This window comes from Arcobacter suis CECT 7833 (assembly GCF_003544815.1).
Taxonomy (GTDB): Bacteria; Campylobacterota; Campylobacteria; order Campylobacterales; family Arcobacteraceae; genus Aliarcobacter; species Aliarcobacter suis.
The window spans coordinates 697,897-711,158 of the sequence record NZ_CP032100.1 but is presented as its reverse complement, the minus strand read 5'-3'; the positions used below and the strand labels follow the sequence as shown (position 1 = coordinate 711,158).

The 13,262-nt window shown below is 26.8% G+C and carries 15 protein-coding genes; 9 read left to right on the top strand and 6 right to left on the bottom strand.

The genetic code is table 11. The annotated features are described in order from the left end of the window. The first annotated feature begins 226 nt into the window (after positions 1-226). The gene (locus ASUIS_RS03495) at positions 227-565 is read left to right on the top strand and encodes a hypothetical protein (protein ID WP_118885747.1); all 339 of its coding nucleotides are present in this window, start codon (positions 227-229) and stop codon (positions 563-565) included. A gap of 292 nt (positions 566-857) precedes the next feature. Continuing rightward, the gene (locus ASUIS_RS03490; protein ID WP_118885746.1) at positions 858-1,943 is read left to right on the top strand and encodes a methyltransferase; all 1,086 of its coding nucleotides are present in this window, start codon (positions 858-860) and stop codon (positions 1,941-1,943) included. 10 nt (positions 1,944-1,953) lie between these two features. On the opposite strand, the gene ASUIS_RS03485 is transcribed toward ASUIS_RS03490, so the two are convergent. The 5 genes from ASUIS_RS03485 to ASUIS_RS03465 form a co-directional block, all read right to left on the bottom strand. After that, positions 1,954-2,409: a low molecular weight protein-tyrosine-phosphatase gene (locus ASUIS_RS03485; protein WP_118885745.1), complete on the bottom strand. Its 456-nt coding sequence runs from the start codon at positions 2,407-2,409 to the stop codon at positions 1,954-1,956. Beyond that, positions 2,409-2,603, bottom strand: a complete 195-nt coding sequence (locus ASUIS_RS03480) for a CPXCG motif-containing cysteine-rich protein (protein WP_118885744.1) — start codon at positions 2,601-2,603, stop codon at positions 2,409-2,411. Before ASUIS_RS03480 ends, ASUIS_RS03485 begins: the two co-directional genes overlap by 1 nt. Before the next feature lie 233 nt (positions 2,604-2,836). Continuing rightward, on the bottom strand, positions 2,837-3,376 hold the full coding sequence (locus tag ASUIS_RS03475; protein WP_118885743.1) for a rhomboid family intramembrane serine protease: 540 nt from the start codon (positions 3,374-3,376) through the stop codon (positions 2,837-2,839). Positions 3,377-3,443: 67 nt separating this feature from the next. Next, entirely contained in the window at positions 3,444-5,861 is a 2,418-nt protein-coding gene (gene lon / locus ASUIS_RS03470) for an endopeptidase La (RefSeq protein WP_118885742.1), read from the bottom strand. 28 nt (positions 5,862-5,889) lie between these two features. Further along, positions 5,890-6,543 (bottom strand): outer membrane protein assembly factor BamD, encoded by a 654-nt coding sequence (locus tag ASUIS_RS03465; RefSeq protein ID WP_118885741.1) that lies wholly within the window; start codon positions 6,541-6,543, stop codon positions 5,890-5,892. Between the two features lie 96 nt (positions 6,544-6,639). Here ASUIS_RS03465 and ASUIS_RS03460 point away from each other — a divergent pair, with 96 nt between their 5' ends. The 4 genes from ASUIS_RS03460 (at position 6,640) to ASUIS_RS03445 (ending at position 8,332) form a co-directional block, all read left to right on the top strand. Continuing rightward, complete coding sequence (locus ASUIS_RS03460) at positions 6,640-7,404, top strand: pyrroline-5-carboxylate reductase (protein ID WP_118885740.1); 765 nt, start codon at positions 6,640-6,642, stop codon at positions 7,402-7,404. A 103-nt stretch (positions 7,405-7,507) separates the two neighbouring features. Further along, entirely contained in the window at positions 7,508-7,678 is a 171-nt protein-coding gene (locus ASUIS_RS13545) for a hypothetical protein (protein ID WP_192894400.1), read from the top strand. Then, positions 7,668-8,009 (top strand): hypothetical protein, encoded by a 342-nt coding sequence (locus tag ASUIS_RS03450; RefSeq protein WP_118885738.1) that lies wholly within the window; start codon positions 7,668-7,670, stop codon positions 8,007-8,009. Before ASUIS_RS13545 ends, ASUIS_RS03450 begins: the two co-directional genes overlap by 11 nt. Then, positions 8,006-8,332 (top strand): hypothetical protein, encoded by a 327-nt coding sequence (locus tag ASUIS_RS03445; RefSeq protein WP_118885737.1) that lies wholly within the window; start codon positions 8,006-8,008, stop codon positions 8,330-8,332. Before ASUIS_RS03450 ends, ASUIS_RS03445 begins: the two co-directional genes overlap by 4 nt. Here the strand turns inward: ASUIS_RS03445 and ASUIS_RS03440 are convergent. Then, positions 8,322-8,921 (bottom strand): non-canonical purine NTP pyrophosphatase, encoded by a 600-nt coding sequence (locus ASUIS_RS03440; RefSeq protein WP_118885736.1) that lies wholly within the window; start codon positions 8,919-8,921, stop codon positions 8,322-8,324. The two genes, ASUIS_RS03445 and ASUIS_RS03440, sit on opposite strands and share 11 nt — an antisense overlap. Before the next feature lie 75 nt (positions 8,922-8,996). Between ASUIS_RS03440 and ASUIS_RS03435 the strand changes: the two genes are divergently transcribed. Genes ASUIS_RS03435 through ASUIS_RS03425 form a run of 3 tightly spaced genes read left to right on the top strand, consistent with a single transcriptional unit; the run spans position 8,997 to position 13,245 of the window. Beyond that, a complete protein-coding gene (locus ASUIS_RS03435; protein ID WP_118885735.1) occupies positions 8,997-10,307 on the top strand; it encodes an MFS transporter in 1,311 nt (436 codons plus the stop codon). 56 nt (positions 10,308-10,363) lie between these two features. Then, positions 10,364-11,005, top strand: a complete 642-nt coding sequence (locus tag ASUIS_RS03430; RefSeq protein ID WP_118885734.1) for a transglutaminase-like cysteine peptidase — start codon at positions 10,364-10,366, stop codon at positions 11,003-11,005. 14 nt (positions 11,006-11,019) lie between these two features. Further along, positions 11,020-13,245: a bifunctional diguanylate cyclase/phosphodiesterase gene (locus tag ASUIS_RS03425; protein WP_118885733.1), complete on the top strand. Its 2,226-nt coding sequence runs from the start codon at positions 11,020-11,022 to the stop codon at positions 13,243-13,245. The last annotated feature ends 17 nt before the right edge of the window (positions 13,246-13,262 follow it).

Sequence of the window (13,262 nt, the reverse complement as noted above, 5' to 3'; positions counted from 1 at the left end):
AATAGGATAATATATATCTTATATTTATTTTTCTATCAAGAATATTAATTTTGACCATCTATAAATATAATAATTTCATATTGAGTTATAAAATAGTATATTTATAGATATATTAATTTTTAATAATTTTTTAATGATGCAATTTACTTATATTATTTTATTTACTGATAAGCTATAAAATAATATAATTCTTATTATAATAATAAATTAAAGGGAAAAATACAGCATGAATTATACAAATATGATAGAAATAGACCAAATAATTCTAGCTCAAAATACAAAAGATGAAAGTATATTAGCACTGCTAGCAAAATCAGTATATGTTTCAGTAAGAAGAAGTGTTGCAAAAAACATAGCTTCAACAAAACAGATTTTAGAGCAATTATGCCAAGACCCTTCTATGAATGTAACTTATATTGCTAATAAATTTTGTCAAAACAATAAAATTAAAAGGGATATTATTAGTAATAACCCATGTGTAATTTGTTTAGTTGATGAAAAAGATTATATTAATGTTTGTGGTAGTTGTGAAAAAATCGATAATCATAAAAAATATTTATTTTAATTTAGACATATAAAACATAACTTTTAATTTGAAATTTATTGTAAACTATTTCTTTACATTATTTTTATCTAAGTAGTTGTATTCCATTTTTTACAATTGTGGTTTAATATTTATAAAAAAAGTTAAAATATTTTTTTGTGTTGGCATTTTACTAACTTATTTTTTAATTATTATAACGCCACACAATAAAAAACCCTAACTATACCAAGCAAATCACCAATATTCTAAATTTCCAACCCAAATCTAAGCCTGCATACAATAAACTGCCACACTAGATAAAGGGAATAATTATATGGCTACAAATTTACAATCTATCAAACCAGATAGACCTAATATTATAACTTCGCCAATCGAAGGTATAAAATTTTATAGAAAAATGGATACTCAATCAGTTGTTGCGCAAATGATTGCAGGAAAATATGTTTTTGTTGAAGAATATTACAGTAATGGTTTACAAGTTCTTGCTGAGCTAAAAAAGAATCTTTCAGAAAAATTCAATGACAAAAGTTTTCAAGGACAAAGAGATTATCGCTCAGCCTTTAGAAAAGCTTCACACAGATTACTAATCAAAGTAAAAGATAATAAACTTGATGTTAAAAAAGCTCCGAATATTGGTTGGTTAGAATCACTTTATCCAGAAGTAACAGAATTTTATATATCTTTTCCAGAAGTTCAAGGAATGAATAGTTCATGGCAATGGCATGAAAAAGGGATTGAGATTAAAACTTTGAATTTAACGATTCATCCTTATTATGGAACATATTTCCCAACAAGATTTGATCATTTAAAACTGTTTGATAAGTGGTTAAAAAAATATGATGGACCTAAAGATAATGCCATTGATATTGGTGTGGGAAGTGGTATTTTAACATATCAATTAATTCAAAATGGGTTTGAAAATGTTTATGCAACAGATACAAATAAGAATGCGATTATTGGTGTTTATAAAGAGGGTAGAAGATTAGATTTTCAAAAGAAAATAACTCTAAATCATTGTGATTTATTTGGAGATTTTGATAGAAAAGTAGATGTAATTGTATTTAATCCTCCTTGGTTATTGGCAAAACATAATTTAGAAGAGGGAATTGATAAAGCTATGTATTATGAAAAAGACCTATTTCCAAGGTTTTTTGAAGAAGCAAAAAAATATCTAAAAGAAGATGGAAAATTAGTTTTAATATTCTCAAATCTTGCTCAAGAAGTTGATAATCAAAGCATTCATCCAATAATTGAAGAACTACAAAAAAACAATAGATTTAGAAAAGATTTACACTTAAGACGTGAAGTAAGAGCTTCATCAAGAAGAACACAAAGAACAGATTCAAGAGAGACTGAAAAAGTCGAATTATGGGTTTTAGCTCACAAAAAAGTGAAATAAGTAAAGAAGCCTAAGCGCTCTTTACTTTTTCATCAATTAGATTTCTAACACAAACATCAATCATCTCAAAAACTTTATCAAAACCTTCAAATCCATCAAAAAAATATGGGTCAGGAACACACTCTCCATTAAAACCAAAATCACCAAGTTTTATAGGATTTTTACAACCTAAGTTTTTTAAATTTGAAATATTGCTATCATCAAGACCAACTATCAAATCAAAGTTTTTAAAGTCAGACTTTTTTACTTGTTGAGCTTTTTGCTTTGAAATATCAACACCATTTAAAAGTGCAACTTTTATCGAATTATCACAAGGTTTTTCACCAATATGCCAATGTCCAGTTCCTGCACTTTCAATCACTAAATTTAAATTTTTTTCTTTTATATAATTTTTTGCAATTCCCTCAGCAAGTGGTGAACGACAAATATTTCCAAGACACACAAATAAGATTGATTTTACTTCCATTAAAATTCATTTCCTTCAATACTATTATAAGAATAAGTTTTTATTTCACCATTTTCAACGATATAAGAGATTTCAATTGGTCGACAACACACTTCACAATCATCTACTACAGTTTCGTGTCCATAAGCACCACAATCTAAAAGAATTGAAATAGCTTGTAAACAATATGGGCATTGAATATGTATTTCTTGCATTTTTATCCTTTTTTGTTGATTTATCTTAACATTAGTATGTTACTATTTCAAAAATTTCAAAAGGATAAATCATAGCAACTTGTAAAAACTGTAAAAATGAAATTGATGCAAAAAAAAGACAATGTCCATATTGTGGGATTTTAAATCCAACGGTAACTCTAAAAGATGTATTTGTTGGAATGGTTATTGTTTTATTTGTTATGAGTTTAGTTACTTATTTTCTAAATAACTAATTATCTTCTAATAATTGCATATAAAAATCCAACTGCTAAACCAATAAAATGAGCATACCAAGCTATTGGAAGTCCAATTATAAGTGGAGCAACAGAGATTAATAACACCCAAGTTATTATTCCGCTTCTTTGCGCTTTATCATAATAGGCCACATATCCAAGTAAGGCACAAATTGCTCCTGATGCTCCAACTAAATTTACTTGATTGTCTAAATAAAAAATATAAGCAAATGATAAAAGAGAAGTTAATAATCCGCTTATTAAATATAAAGCTACTAACTCTTTTGCACCTTTAAATCTCTCTATTAAATTTCCAAATTGCCAAAGAACAAACATATTCATTCCAAGATGGGCAATTCCACCATGAGCAAACATTGAACTTAGTGGTTGCCACCAAAAATCATATACTAGAAAATATAGATTTAATCCAAATAATAAACCACCTTTGGGAATATTTATTTGAATAACATACATTAAAATTGTGATGATTATCAGAATATTTGTGGCTGTAAAATCTTTTTTACTAAAGCTTTTTAACATGATTTTGAACCTTTAGAAGTAATCATTGAGATGAAGCTAGAAAATTTCTAGCTTCCATTTTGGGTAGTTAAACTAATGCTTCTTTTAAAACATCTTCTATTACATCAACAGCTTTTATTTCCATTGCATCTTTTACTTCTTGAGGAATTTCATCTAAATCTCTCTCGAAATTTTTTCTAGGAATTAAAGCTTTTTTCATTTTTGCTTTATATGCTGCGATTAATTTCTCTTTTAGTCCACCAATAGGTAAAACTTTTCCTGAAAGTGTAAGTTCACCTGTCATTGCAATATCAGATTTAATAGGTCGTTCAGATAAAACAGAAGCCATTGTTAAAGCCATTGTAATTCCAGCACTTGGTCCATCTTTTGGAGTTGCACCTTCTGGAATATGTAAGTGAATATCAAATCTTTTATAAACTTCACTAGGATCAACTTTTACTTTATCTGTCTCTTCTTGTGGAGTTTTTGGAATGATTTTATCATCAATTTTTAAAGTTCCATTATCAATAAGAACTTTTACAACTGAATATGAAATTCTTGAAGACTCTTTCATCACTTCACCTAAGTTTCCAGTTACAGATAAACTACCTTTTCCTTTTAACTTAATAGCTTCAGATTTAAGTACATCTCCACCAACAGAAGTCCAAGCAAGTCCATTTGCAATTCCAATTGAATTTTTCTTATCAGCTGGGTCAATTTCAAAAATTGGATTATCTAAATATGCTTTTAAATCTTTTGTTCCAATAGTTACTTTTTCTAATGTTTCATCATTTAAAATCTGTTTTACAACTTTTCTAAATAGTTTTGAGAATACTCTTCGTAAATTTCTTACTCCAGCTTCTCTTGTATATTTTTCAATTATTAGTTCAATCGTCGCTTTATTTAAATTAATCTCAGATTTTTTAAGTCCATGTTTAGCCAATTCTTGAGGAATTAAATAATCTTTTGCAATATGATATTTTTCATTTGGAGTATAAGAAGAAATTTCAATAAACTCCATTCTATCTCTTAATGGTGCTGGAATTTTTCTAACATCATTTGCAGTTGATACAAAAATAACTTGAGATAAATCTATTGGGAAATTTAAATATAAATCTCTAAATTCATGATTTTGTTCTGGGTCTAAAATCTCTAACATAACAGCAGTTGGATCACCTCTGTGATTAGCTCCTAGTTTATCAATCTCATCTAAAACCATTACTGGATTCATTTTTTTTGCGTCAATAAGACCTTTTACAAGACGTCCTGGCATTGCACCAACATAAGTTCTTCTATGACCTCTTAGTTCATTTACATCTTCCATTCCACCAAGCGCAACTCTGATTAGTGGTCTTTGTAATGCTTTTGCAATAGAATTTGCAAGTGAAGTTTTACCAACACCGGGAGGTCCTACAAAACATAAAACTGTACCTTTTGATTTTAAATCTTCAATATTTCTTTGTTCAAGCAGTTGTTTAACAGCAAAATATTCAGAAATTCTCTCTTTTGGTTTAGTTAAAGAATAATGGTCTTTGTTTAATTGTTCTTCAACATTTTTTACAGATATTTTTTCATCTGCATATTCACCAAAAGGAATATCTAAAACTTGTTCTACATAAGTTTGTAAAAGTGAAGCATCAGGAGAATCAGGATTCATTCGACCTAATTTCTCTATTTGTTTTTTAGTTTCTTTATAACCTTCTTTTGGCATAAAGTCTTTTTTTGCTTTTAATCTTTTTTTATAAGATTTAACTTCTTCATCTTTTTGAGTATCACTTCCAAGTTCTTTTTGAATAGCTTTAATTTGTTCTTTTAGGAAATAATCTTTATGAGTTTTTTCAATTTTAGAGTTTACTTTTTGAGTAATCTCTTTTTGAATTTTAAAAGATTCAATCTCTTTTTTTATAACTTCAATAATATCAAATAATCTTTGTTCAATATTTGTTTGAGCAAATAATTTATAAGCTTCATCTTTTTTTACTTTTAAAACAGATGAAATTAAATCTGCAATTCTTGTTGCATCATCGTTTTCTTCTATTGTTTTTACTAAATCAGCTGGAAATTTGATATTTAATCTTGATAGTTTTTTTACATTTTCAATCAATACTTCAATAACTGATTTAATACTCTCTTCATTTGATTCTTCACTTTTTAAAATATCAACTTTTGCAAATAATGAATCTTCTTTTGTAAATTCTGAGATATGACCTTTTACTAAACCTTGAAAAAGAACTTTTATCTTACCATCAGGCAAAGATACTTTTCTCATAATATTTCCAACAACTCCAACATTATAAAAAGAATCTACTTCTCTTTTTCCTTCTTTCCCATGTTTTGAAACAGTAACAATTACAAGTTTGTTATGTTCTATTGCATATTCAACTGCTTTAATATTTTCTTCATTGCTTAAAAACAAAGGAGCAATCATAAAAGGATATAAAAATATATCATCTTCTATTATTAAAGGTATAGTTTGTGGGAATTCATCATAATTTTCTAATTCCATCTATTTTAACTCCTAAAATTTATAATATTTATTCAAAAATTGATCTGTACCAAGGTACTTTTACAGGTTCGATTTCTGTTGGTTCAACCCAAGTATTTTTTACTTTTTGATCATAAAAAGCACTTCCTAATTCTTTATCTCTTCTGATATAAAGTTCTGCAATTTCTTTATCCATTGAAGCTTTTGCCATATATAATCTTGAATTAATTGTATCAACTAAAGGCATATAAGGAGAATTTTTATATTTTACTTTAAAGTCTTCAATTTGAACTAAAGTATCTTCGATTAGTTGTTGATCTCTAAATTGGTATTTGAACCCTAAAAAGTTTGCTTTAATTTTTAAGTATCTTGCATAATCGATGTCTTTACTAAGACCAAATCTTTTTATGTACTCATCTAAATAGAAGTTTGCTAGAGCGTATTCTTCTTCATCAATATGTGCATTAACTAATATCAACATAGCTGTTGGAACAAAAGGAGTATTTCTGTGTTCACTTTCTAGTGATGTATATGTATCATCTGCTGCGTCTAAATCGCTAGAAGCAATCTGTTTTAACATTTTGTTATACCAATATAACGCTGGTTTATTGTACTCTTGTTCTTCTTTTGAAGAGCAAGCAGTAAATACAAAGGCAGTACAAGCTATTAATAATAAATTTTTAAATTTAAAGCTTTTGTTCATTTTAGAATATCCTTTCTCATAAAAGTGATATTCTATCTAATACTAGCTTAGGAATTATCTGCTATAATTGAGCAAAATAATTAAAAAGGCAATATAATGAAACTTACATTAATTGGTAATGGTATTATGGCTCAATCATTAGCAAGAGGTTTAATAAAAAATCATGAAGTTGAAATCATCGGAAGAGATGGAGATAAATTAAAAATTATCCACGAAAAAATACCACAAATTACAATAAAAGTATTAGAAGAAAATGAAAATATTACGGGGAAAAATGTAATATTTTGTGTAAAACCATATGCATTAGAAAGTATATCAGCAAGACTTACAGGGAATGCAAACATATTATTATCTATTTTAGCTGGAACAAAACTTGAAACTTTAAGAAAACAAATAAAAGCAAAACATTATATAAGAACTATGCCAAATGTTGCAGCATCTGTTCAAAATTCAATGACTACAATAACAGGAGATCAAGAAGCAAAAATTATTGCGATGGAAATTTTTGCAAGTATAGGGCAAGCAATTTGGGTAAATACAGAAGACCAACTTGATATTGCAACAGCTGTTGCTGGAAGTGGACCTGCATTTTTGGCTTTAATTGCAGAAGCATTAGCAGATGGTGCAGTTAAAGCGGGATTGGAAAGACATCTTAGTAATCAATTAGTTCAAGGTTTATTTAGTGGAACTGCTTCATTACTTAAACATTCTCATCCAGCAATTATAAAAGATTCAGTTATGAGTCCTGGTGGAACAACTGCTGCTGGTTATGCAAAACTTGAAGAATCAGGTGTTAGAGATGCGATGATAAAAGCTGTTGAAGAATCATACAAAAAAGCTTTAGAACTTGGTAAAAAATAGTTTTACTTTAATTGAAACATTAATCAGTATTACTTTTTTATCTATCGTGATAAGTGGATTTATATATTCTTCTTATCATGATGAGATAGATCAAAAGAATTTCATGTTATTAAATAACTTGGAAAATAGTTTTGATACAAAAGATTATAAAAATTTTACAAAAATAAATCAAACCCTACAAATTACACAAAATCAAGAAACAACACAAAATGTCACAGTTTCTAAATATCAATTTGAAAATGAAAATATAAAAATCTTTAAATATGAAAAATAGTTTTTCTCTTCTTGAAATAATCTTAACTTTAATTATCTCTTCAATAGTAATAATATATTCAACACTTTTTACAAAAGAGCTATTTTTTGAAAATAGAGTTAATCAACAACTCGAAATTCAAAAAATAGATTTATTATCAACAAAAATATTTTTTGAAAAACATCTAAAAGAGATAGAAAAATTTACGTATTCAAACCAAAATTTATATTTTGAGAACTTTTTACTTTTAGAAAAAATAGAAGAATTTACTTTAAATAAATCAGCAAACAAAATAATAATTTTTATAAATTTAGATAATAAAATAGTTCAAACTTGGGAGTTTTCACTATGAAAAAAGCTTATACTTTACTTTTGACAATAGTTCTAATAACAACTTTTTCAGTTTTAGGTATTTTTATTTTAGAAACAAAATCATTAAAAAACACAAATTTAACAAACCAATATTTATATATTCAAGCAAAAAATCATAAAAACTTTTTAAAGAATTATATAAATGAATTGGATTTAAAAGATATAACTCATCTAAAAGTTGATGATGATTTATTTAACATTTTTGCTCAAATAGAGCAAAAAGGCTCTATTTTTAATGTAGATATTTTTGTAAAAGCAAAAGATTATAATATTTCACTTTATGAAAGAATTACTAAAGAATAACTTCTAAAACTTTAATTGCTAATTTTAAGGCTTTACTTCTGTGAGAAAATTCTTTTTTTACTTCACTTGGTAATTCTCCTAAAGTTTTGTCAAAACCTGTTGGAATAAACATCGGATCATATCCAAAACCATTCTCACCTAGTTCTTTATTTATAACATCTCCATGCATCCAACCATGAACCGTATAAACTTCATTTTTATAAACTAAGGCAATACAAGCGGTATAAAACGCAGGTGTTTTTTCTAAACCTAAGTTATTTAACTCAGACTTTAATTTTTCATTATTATCTTTATCACTTGCATTTAATCCAGCATATCTAGCACTATAAATTCCAGGAGCATTATTTAATACAGGAACTGAGATTCCTGAATCATCTGAAATTACAATAACATCTTTGATGCCTCTTTCTATTAATAAATCATAAATAGTTCTAGCTTTTTTTACAGCATTTCCCTTAAAACTATCTTGATCTTCGTCTATTTCTATTTGTCCTAAAATTTCACTAAATGCAAGAACTTCATCATCTGGCATTAGTTTTTGGAACTCTGCTATTTTTCCTTTGTTTGCTGAGGCTAATACTATCTTCACTATAATCCTTTTCAACCTATTATTAACTATTATTAACTATAATCGCACAAAATTATAATATGTTTAGGATTATATATGATTAAATCAGTTTTACCTCTTAGTGCTATTATTGCCCTAAGATTTTTCGGTCTATTTTTAGTTTTACCAGTAATATCAGTATACGCTATAAATTTAGAAGGTGCAACTCCAACTTTAGTTGGGATTGTAATTGGTGGTTATGCTTTAACCCAAATGTTATTTCAAATTCCTTTTGGAGTAATTAGTGATAAATTTAGTAGAAAAGGTACTATTATTTTTGGTCTATTGATTTTTGCAATAGGTTCATTAATTTGTGCATTTTCAACAGATATTTATACTTTAATTTTCGGAAGACTTTTACAAGGTGCAGGTTCTATTGGTGCTGTTGTAACTGCGATGATTAGTGACTTAGTAAAAGAAGAACAAAGACCAAAAGCAATGGCGGTTATGGGTTCTTCTATTGCTTTTGCTTTTGCTATTTCTATGATTGCAGGTCCTACTATTGGAGCTGCTTTTGGTGTTGAATCTTTATTTTATATAACTTTATTTTTAGCATTAGCTTCGATTTTTGTTTTAATAAAATTTGTTCCAAATCCTCCAAAAATCACACACACTTATAAAGAAAAAGCAAATTTAGGTGAGATTTTAGGAAATGCAAATTTAATAAAAATGAACATCACAAACTTTTTACAAAAAGGTTTAATGACTTTTGCTTTTATGATTATTCCAATGACTTTAATCAAAAACTTTGATTGGCAAATGGCAGAATTATGGAAAGTTTATCTTCCAGCTATGATTTTTGGAATAATTGCTATGGGACCTGCTGCTGTATTAGCTGAAAAAAAAGGTAAATTTAAAGAAATTCTTATTATTGGAATTATTCTTTTTGCAATTTCTTATTTAGTAATTGGATTTAGTTCAAACTCAACTGTTTTTGTAATTGGTGTTGTTATCTTTTTTATTGGATTTAATATGCACGAACCAATCATGCAATCACTTGCAGCTAAGTTTGCAAAAGTTCACCAAAGAGGTTTAGTTTTAGGAATTTTCACTTCTGCTGGTTATGTGGGAACTTTCTTAGGTGGACTTCTTGGTGGTGCATTTTATGAAAGTGCATCAATGGATACTTTAGTTGTTGTGATTGCCGTAGTTTGCATTTTATGGGCTATTTTGATTGTTACAATGCCAAATCCAGCTAAGAAAAAATTTATTTATTTAAATTTAGATGAATATAAATTAGAAAATAGTGGAAAATTAGAAAATAATGCTATTGAAGAATGGTATATAAACAATACAGAAAATATAATTGCTATTAAATATGATAGTGATTTAATATCTGAACAAGAAGTAAAAAATCTTCTAAAATAATATTTCATTTTTAATGAAATATTAGCTATTATAGAAATAAAAAAAGGGAGATTAAGATGCAAAAAATATTAATAATATCTTTTGTTCTTATCTCTTTTTTCTCTTTATTTTCAACTGCTTCAAAAACTTTTAATATCGATGAATCTCAACTAAAATCTATTGAAAATAAATATGGTACCCAAGCTAGAACTAGAGTTGAAGAATGGGATGCTATGTTGGAATCTTCAAAAGATGAAACTATCTTAAATAAAATCAAAAATGTAAATGATTTTTTTAATAAAATCACTTATAAAACCGATTTAAGTGTTTGGGGAGAAAAAGATTATTGGGCAACACCTTTCGAATTTATGGGAAGTGGAGCTGGAGATTGCGAAGATTATGCAATTGCAAAATATTTTTCTTTGGTTAAACTAGGGATTTCAGATGAGAAATTAAGAATTACCTATGTATCTTACAAAAAAGCAAATAGTAAATTTGAACAAGCGCACATGGTTTTAACTTATTATCATAAAACAGGGGTTGAACCAATAGTTTTAGATAATATCAATAAAACTTTACAAGTTGCATCTAAACGACCCGATTTAAAACCTGTTTATAGCTTTAATGCTTCTGGATTATGGCAAGCAAAAACAAAAGGTGAAGCAAGAGTTGGAAATAATGAACTTAAATCTTGGAAAGATTTAATGAGTAGATTTTAAAAAAGGAATACAAAATGTCTTTATCTAAACAGTTATATATAATCATATCAATAATATTTTTTATGATTTTTACAGGTAATTTTATCATTAGTGTTAAAAATACTAAAGAATATTTAGAAATTGAGTCAGTAACAAAAGCTCAAGATACTGCCACTTCATTGGGAATGAGTTTAAAAAATCTTTTAAAAGATAAAAGTAATCCTGAAATTGAATCCATAATAAATGCTATTGCAAATAGAGGTTTTTATAAAGAAATCAGATTGGAAAACTCTTATTTTTCTATAAAAGACAGTGATTTATTAAAAAATGTAAAAGATTTACCTGAGGGAAAATGGCAAATTTCTAATGTACAAATTGATGAAAAAATTGGAAAGCTTGAGATATTAACTTCTGTTTCTAGTATGGAAAATGAACTAAATGCTCTTGAAAATATAACTGAAGAAAAAGTAGAAGATCAAACACCTACAGAAGAAGTAGAAAATGAATATATTTTTACTCCAAATGAAAATTATGTAAACAATAAAAATATCACTTTTTCTTTTACAGCAACAAAAAATAATGATAAAAAAATTAATACATCTGCTTCTTTAAATGTAAATAAAGTTTTAGTAAAAGTATCAAGAGATGTAAAATTTAATTATATTCCTGAATGGTTTATTCATTTAATTCCACTTGAACTTGAAGAAAAATCGAGTGAAATAAGTGATGGTTGGCAAACAAGTGCAATTATTTATGTAAGTGCAAATCCAGGTGATGCTTATGCAAAACTATATGACCAAGCAAAAAGTGCGAGTATTTATGCAATTATTGCCTTTATTATTTCAATGGTTATTCTATTTATTTTTGTTCAATATATTTTAAAACCTTTAAAAAATTTAGAAAAATTAGCAAATAATATTGCAAGTGGAAAATTTGGAACAATAAAACAACTTCCTTGGACAACAGAAATAAAAGCAGTTGCAATTGCATTTAATGATATGTCAACAAAAATAGAAGCTATTATAAATAGATTAAACAATACCCTTGAAAATTTAAGCAAAAAGTTATCAACTGATGATTTAACTGGACTTTGTTTAAAACAAAATTTTGAAACAGATATGAAACATATGTTTATAAATAAATCAACTGGTTATGTTTTTGTAATAAAAATTACAGACTTAGCATCTTTTGCAAAAGCTCATACAACAAATGAAGTAAATGATTTTATTAAAAAATTTGCAAAAATTTTAAGAACTAGCAAATACAAAAATCTAAAAATAAGTGCATATAGATTTTTTGGTTCAGAGTTTGCTTTAATTGCAAAAGATTCTACTTATGAAGATGCAATAAGTTTTTCAAAACAACTTCAAAAAAGTTTTGAAGAATTATCAATAGAATTTAATAAAAAAGAGATTGTTCATATTGGTGGAACTCCTTTTAATCCCATTGGAACTACACCTGAGATTTTACAAAGTGCAACTCAAGCTTATGAAAAAGCTACTTTAATTGGACCAAATGAATTTTTTATTACAGATGCAAATGAACTTTCAAGAGATATGGAATCATGGAGAGATTTAGTTTTTGATATTATAAATAACTCTAAATTTGAGGTTAATTATATTGGAAATTCTAAAACTCTAAATACAATTGATGACAAAATTGTTATGCAAGAAGCATTTACAAATATAAAAGATAAAGATGGAAATAATATTCCAATTGGAACGTTTGTTTCTATTGCAGAAAAATATGAAAAAATAGTTGAGTTTGATAAAAAAGTTATTGAAAAAGTTATCCAACATATCATAATAAATAGTATTAAACACGATATTTCAATAAACTTATCTTTAGAGTCTATCAATAATACAGCATTTATTGCATGGATTAAAAATAAAATTATTGAAAATAAAGCTATTGCTGCGCAACTTGTATTTTCTGCAACGGCTTATGCTGTTGCCAAAAATGTAGATAAATTCAAATTTTTTGCAGATGAAATACACAAATGTGGAGCAAAAATAATCATAAAAAGATTTGAAACTAAGTTTATTCCTCTTGGTAATCTAAAAGATTTCAACCTTGATTATATAAGACTTGCGAGGGATTATACTTGTGATATTTGTAAAGATTATTCTAAACAAAGCTTTATTGAGTCTATTGGTGAATTAGCAACTTTATTAAATATAAAAGTTTTTGCTGAAAATGTAAAAGATGATGAAGATATGGAATTCTTAAAAAAATATAATTTATATGCAGTTAGTAGATAAATATAGCTAAAAAAAAA

What these genes read in the sequence shown, in the direction of transcription:
- ASUIS_RS03495 (WP_118885747.1), top strand. Translation starts at nt 227, where the DNA reads ATGAATTATACAAATATGATAGAAATAGACCAAATAATTCTAGCTCAA.
- ASUIS_RS03490 (WP_118885746.1), top strand. Translation starts at nt 858, where the DNA reads ATGGCTACAAATTTACAATCTATCAAACCAGATAGACCTAATATTATA.
- ASUIS_RS03485 (WP_118885745.1), bottom strand. Translation starts at nt 2,409, where the DNA reads ATGGAAGTAAAATCAATCTTATTTGTGTGTCTTGGAAATATTTGTCGT.
- ASUIS_RS03480 (WP_118885744.1), bottom strand. Translation starts at nt 2,603, where the DNA reads ATGCAAGAAATACATATTCAATGCCCATATTGTTTACAAGCTATTTCA.
- ASUIS_RS03475 (WP_118885743.1), bottom strand. Translation starts at nt 3,376, where the DNA reads ATGTTAAAAAGCTTTAGTAAAAAAGATTTTACAGCCACAAATATTCTG.
- lon (WP_118885742.1), bottom strand. Translation starts at nt 5,861, where the DNA reads ATGGAATTAGAAAATTATGATGAATTCCCACAAACTATACCTTTAATA.
- ASUIS_RS03465 (WP_118885741.1), bottom strand. Translation starts at nt 6,543, where the DNA reads ATGAACAAAAGCTTTAAATTTAAAAATTTATTATTAATAGCTTGTACT.
- ASUIS_RS03460 (WP_118885740.1), top strand. Translation starts at nt 6,640, where the DNA reads ATGAAACTTACATTAATTGGTAATGGTATTATGGCTCAATCATTAGCA.
- ASUIS_RS13545 (WP_192894400.1), top strand. Translation starts at nt 7,508, where the DNA reads ATGTTATTAAATAACTTGGAAAATAGTTTTGATACAAAAGATTATAAA.
- ASUIS_RS03450 (WP_118885738.1), top strand. Translation starts at nt 7,668, where the DNA reads ATGAAAAATAGTTTTTCTCTTCTTGAAATAATCTTAACTTTAATTATC.
- ASUIS_RS03445 (WP_118885737.1), top strand. Translation starts at nt 8,006, where the DNA reads ATGAAAAAAGCTTATACTTTACTTTTGACAATAGTTCTAATAACAACT.
- ASUIS_RS03435 (WP_118885735.1), top strand. Translation starts at nt 8,997, where the DNA reads ATGATTAAATCAGTTTTACCTCTTAGTGCTATTATTGCCCTAAGATTT.
- ASUIS_RS03430 (WP_118885734.1), top strand. Translation starts at nt 10,364, where the DNA reads ATGCAAAAAATATTAATAATATCTTTTGTTCTTATCTCTTTTTTCTCT.
- ASUIS_RS03425 (WP_118885733.1), top strand. Translation starts at nt 11,020, where the DNA reads ATGTCTTTATCTAAACAGTTATATATAATCATATCAATAATATTTTTT.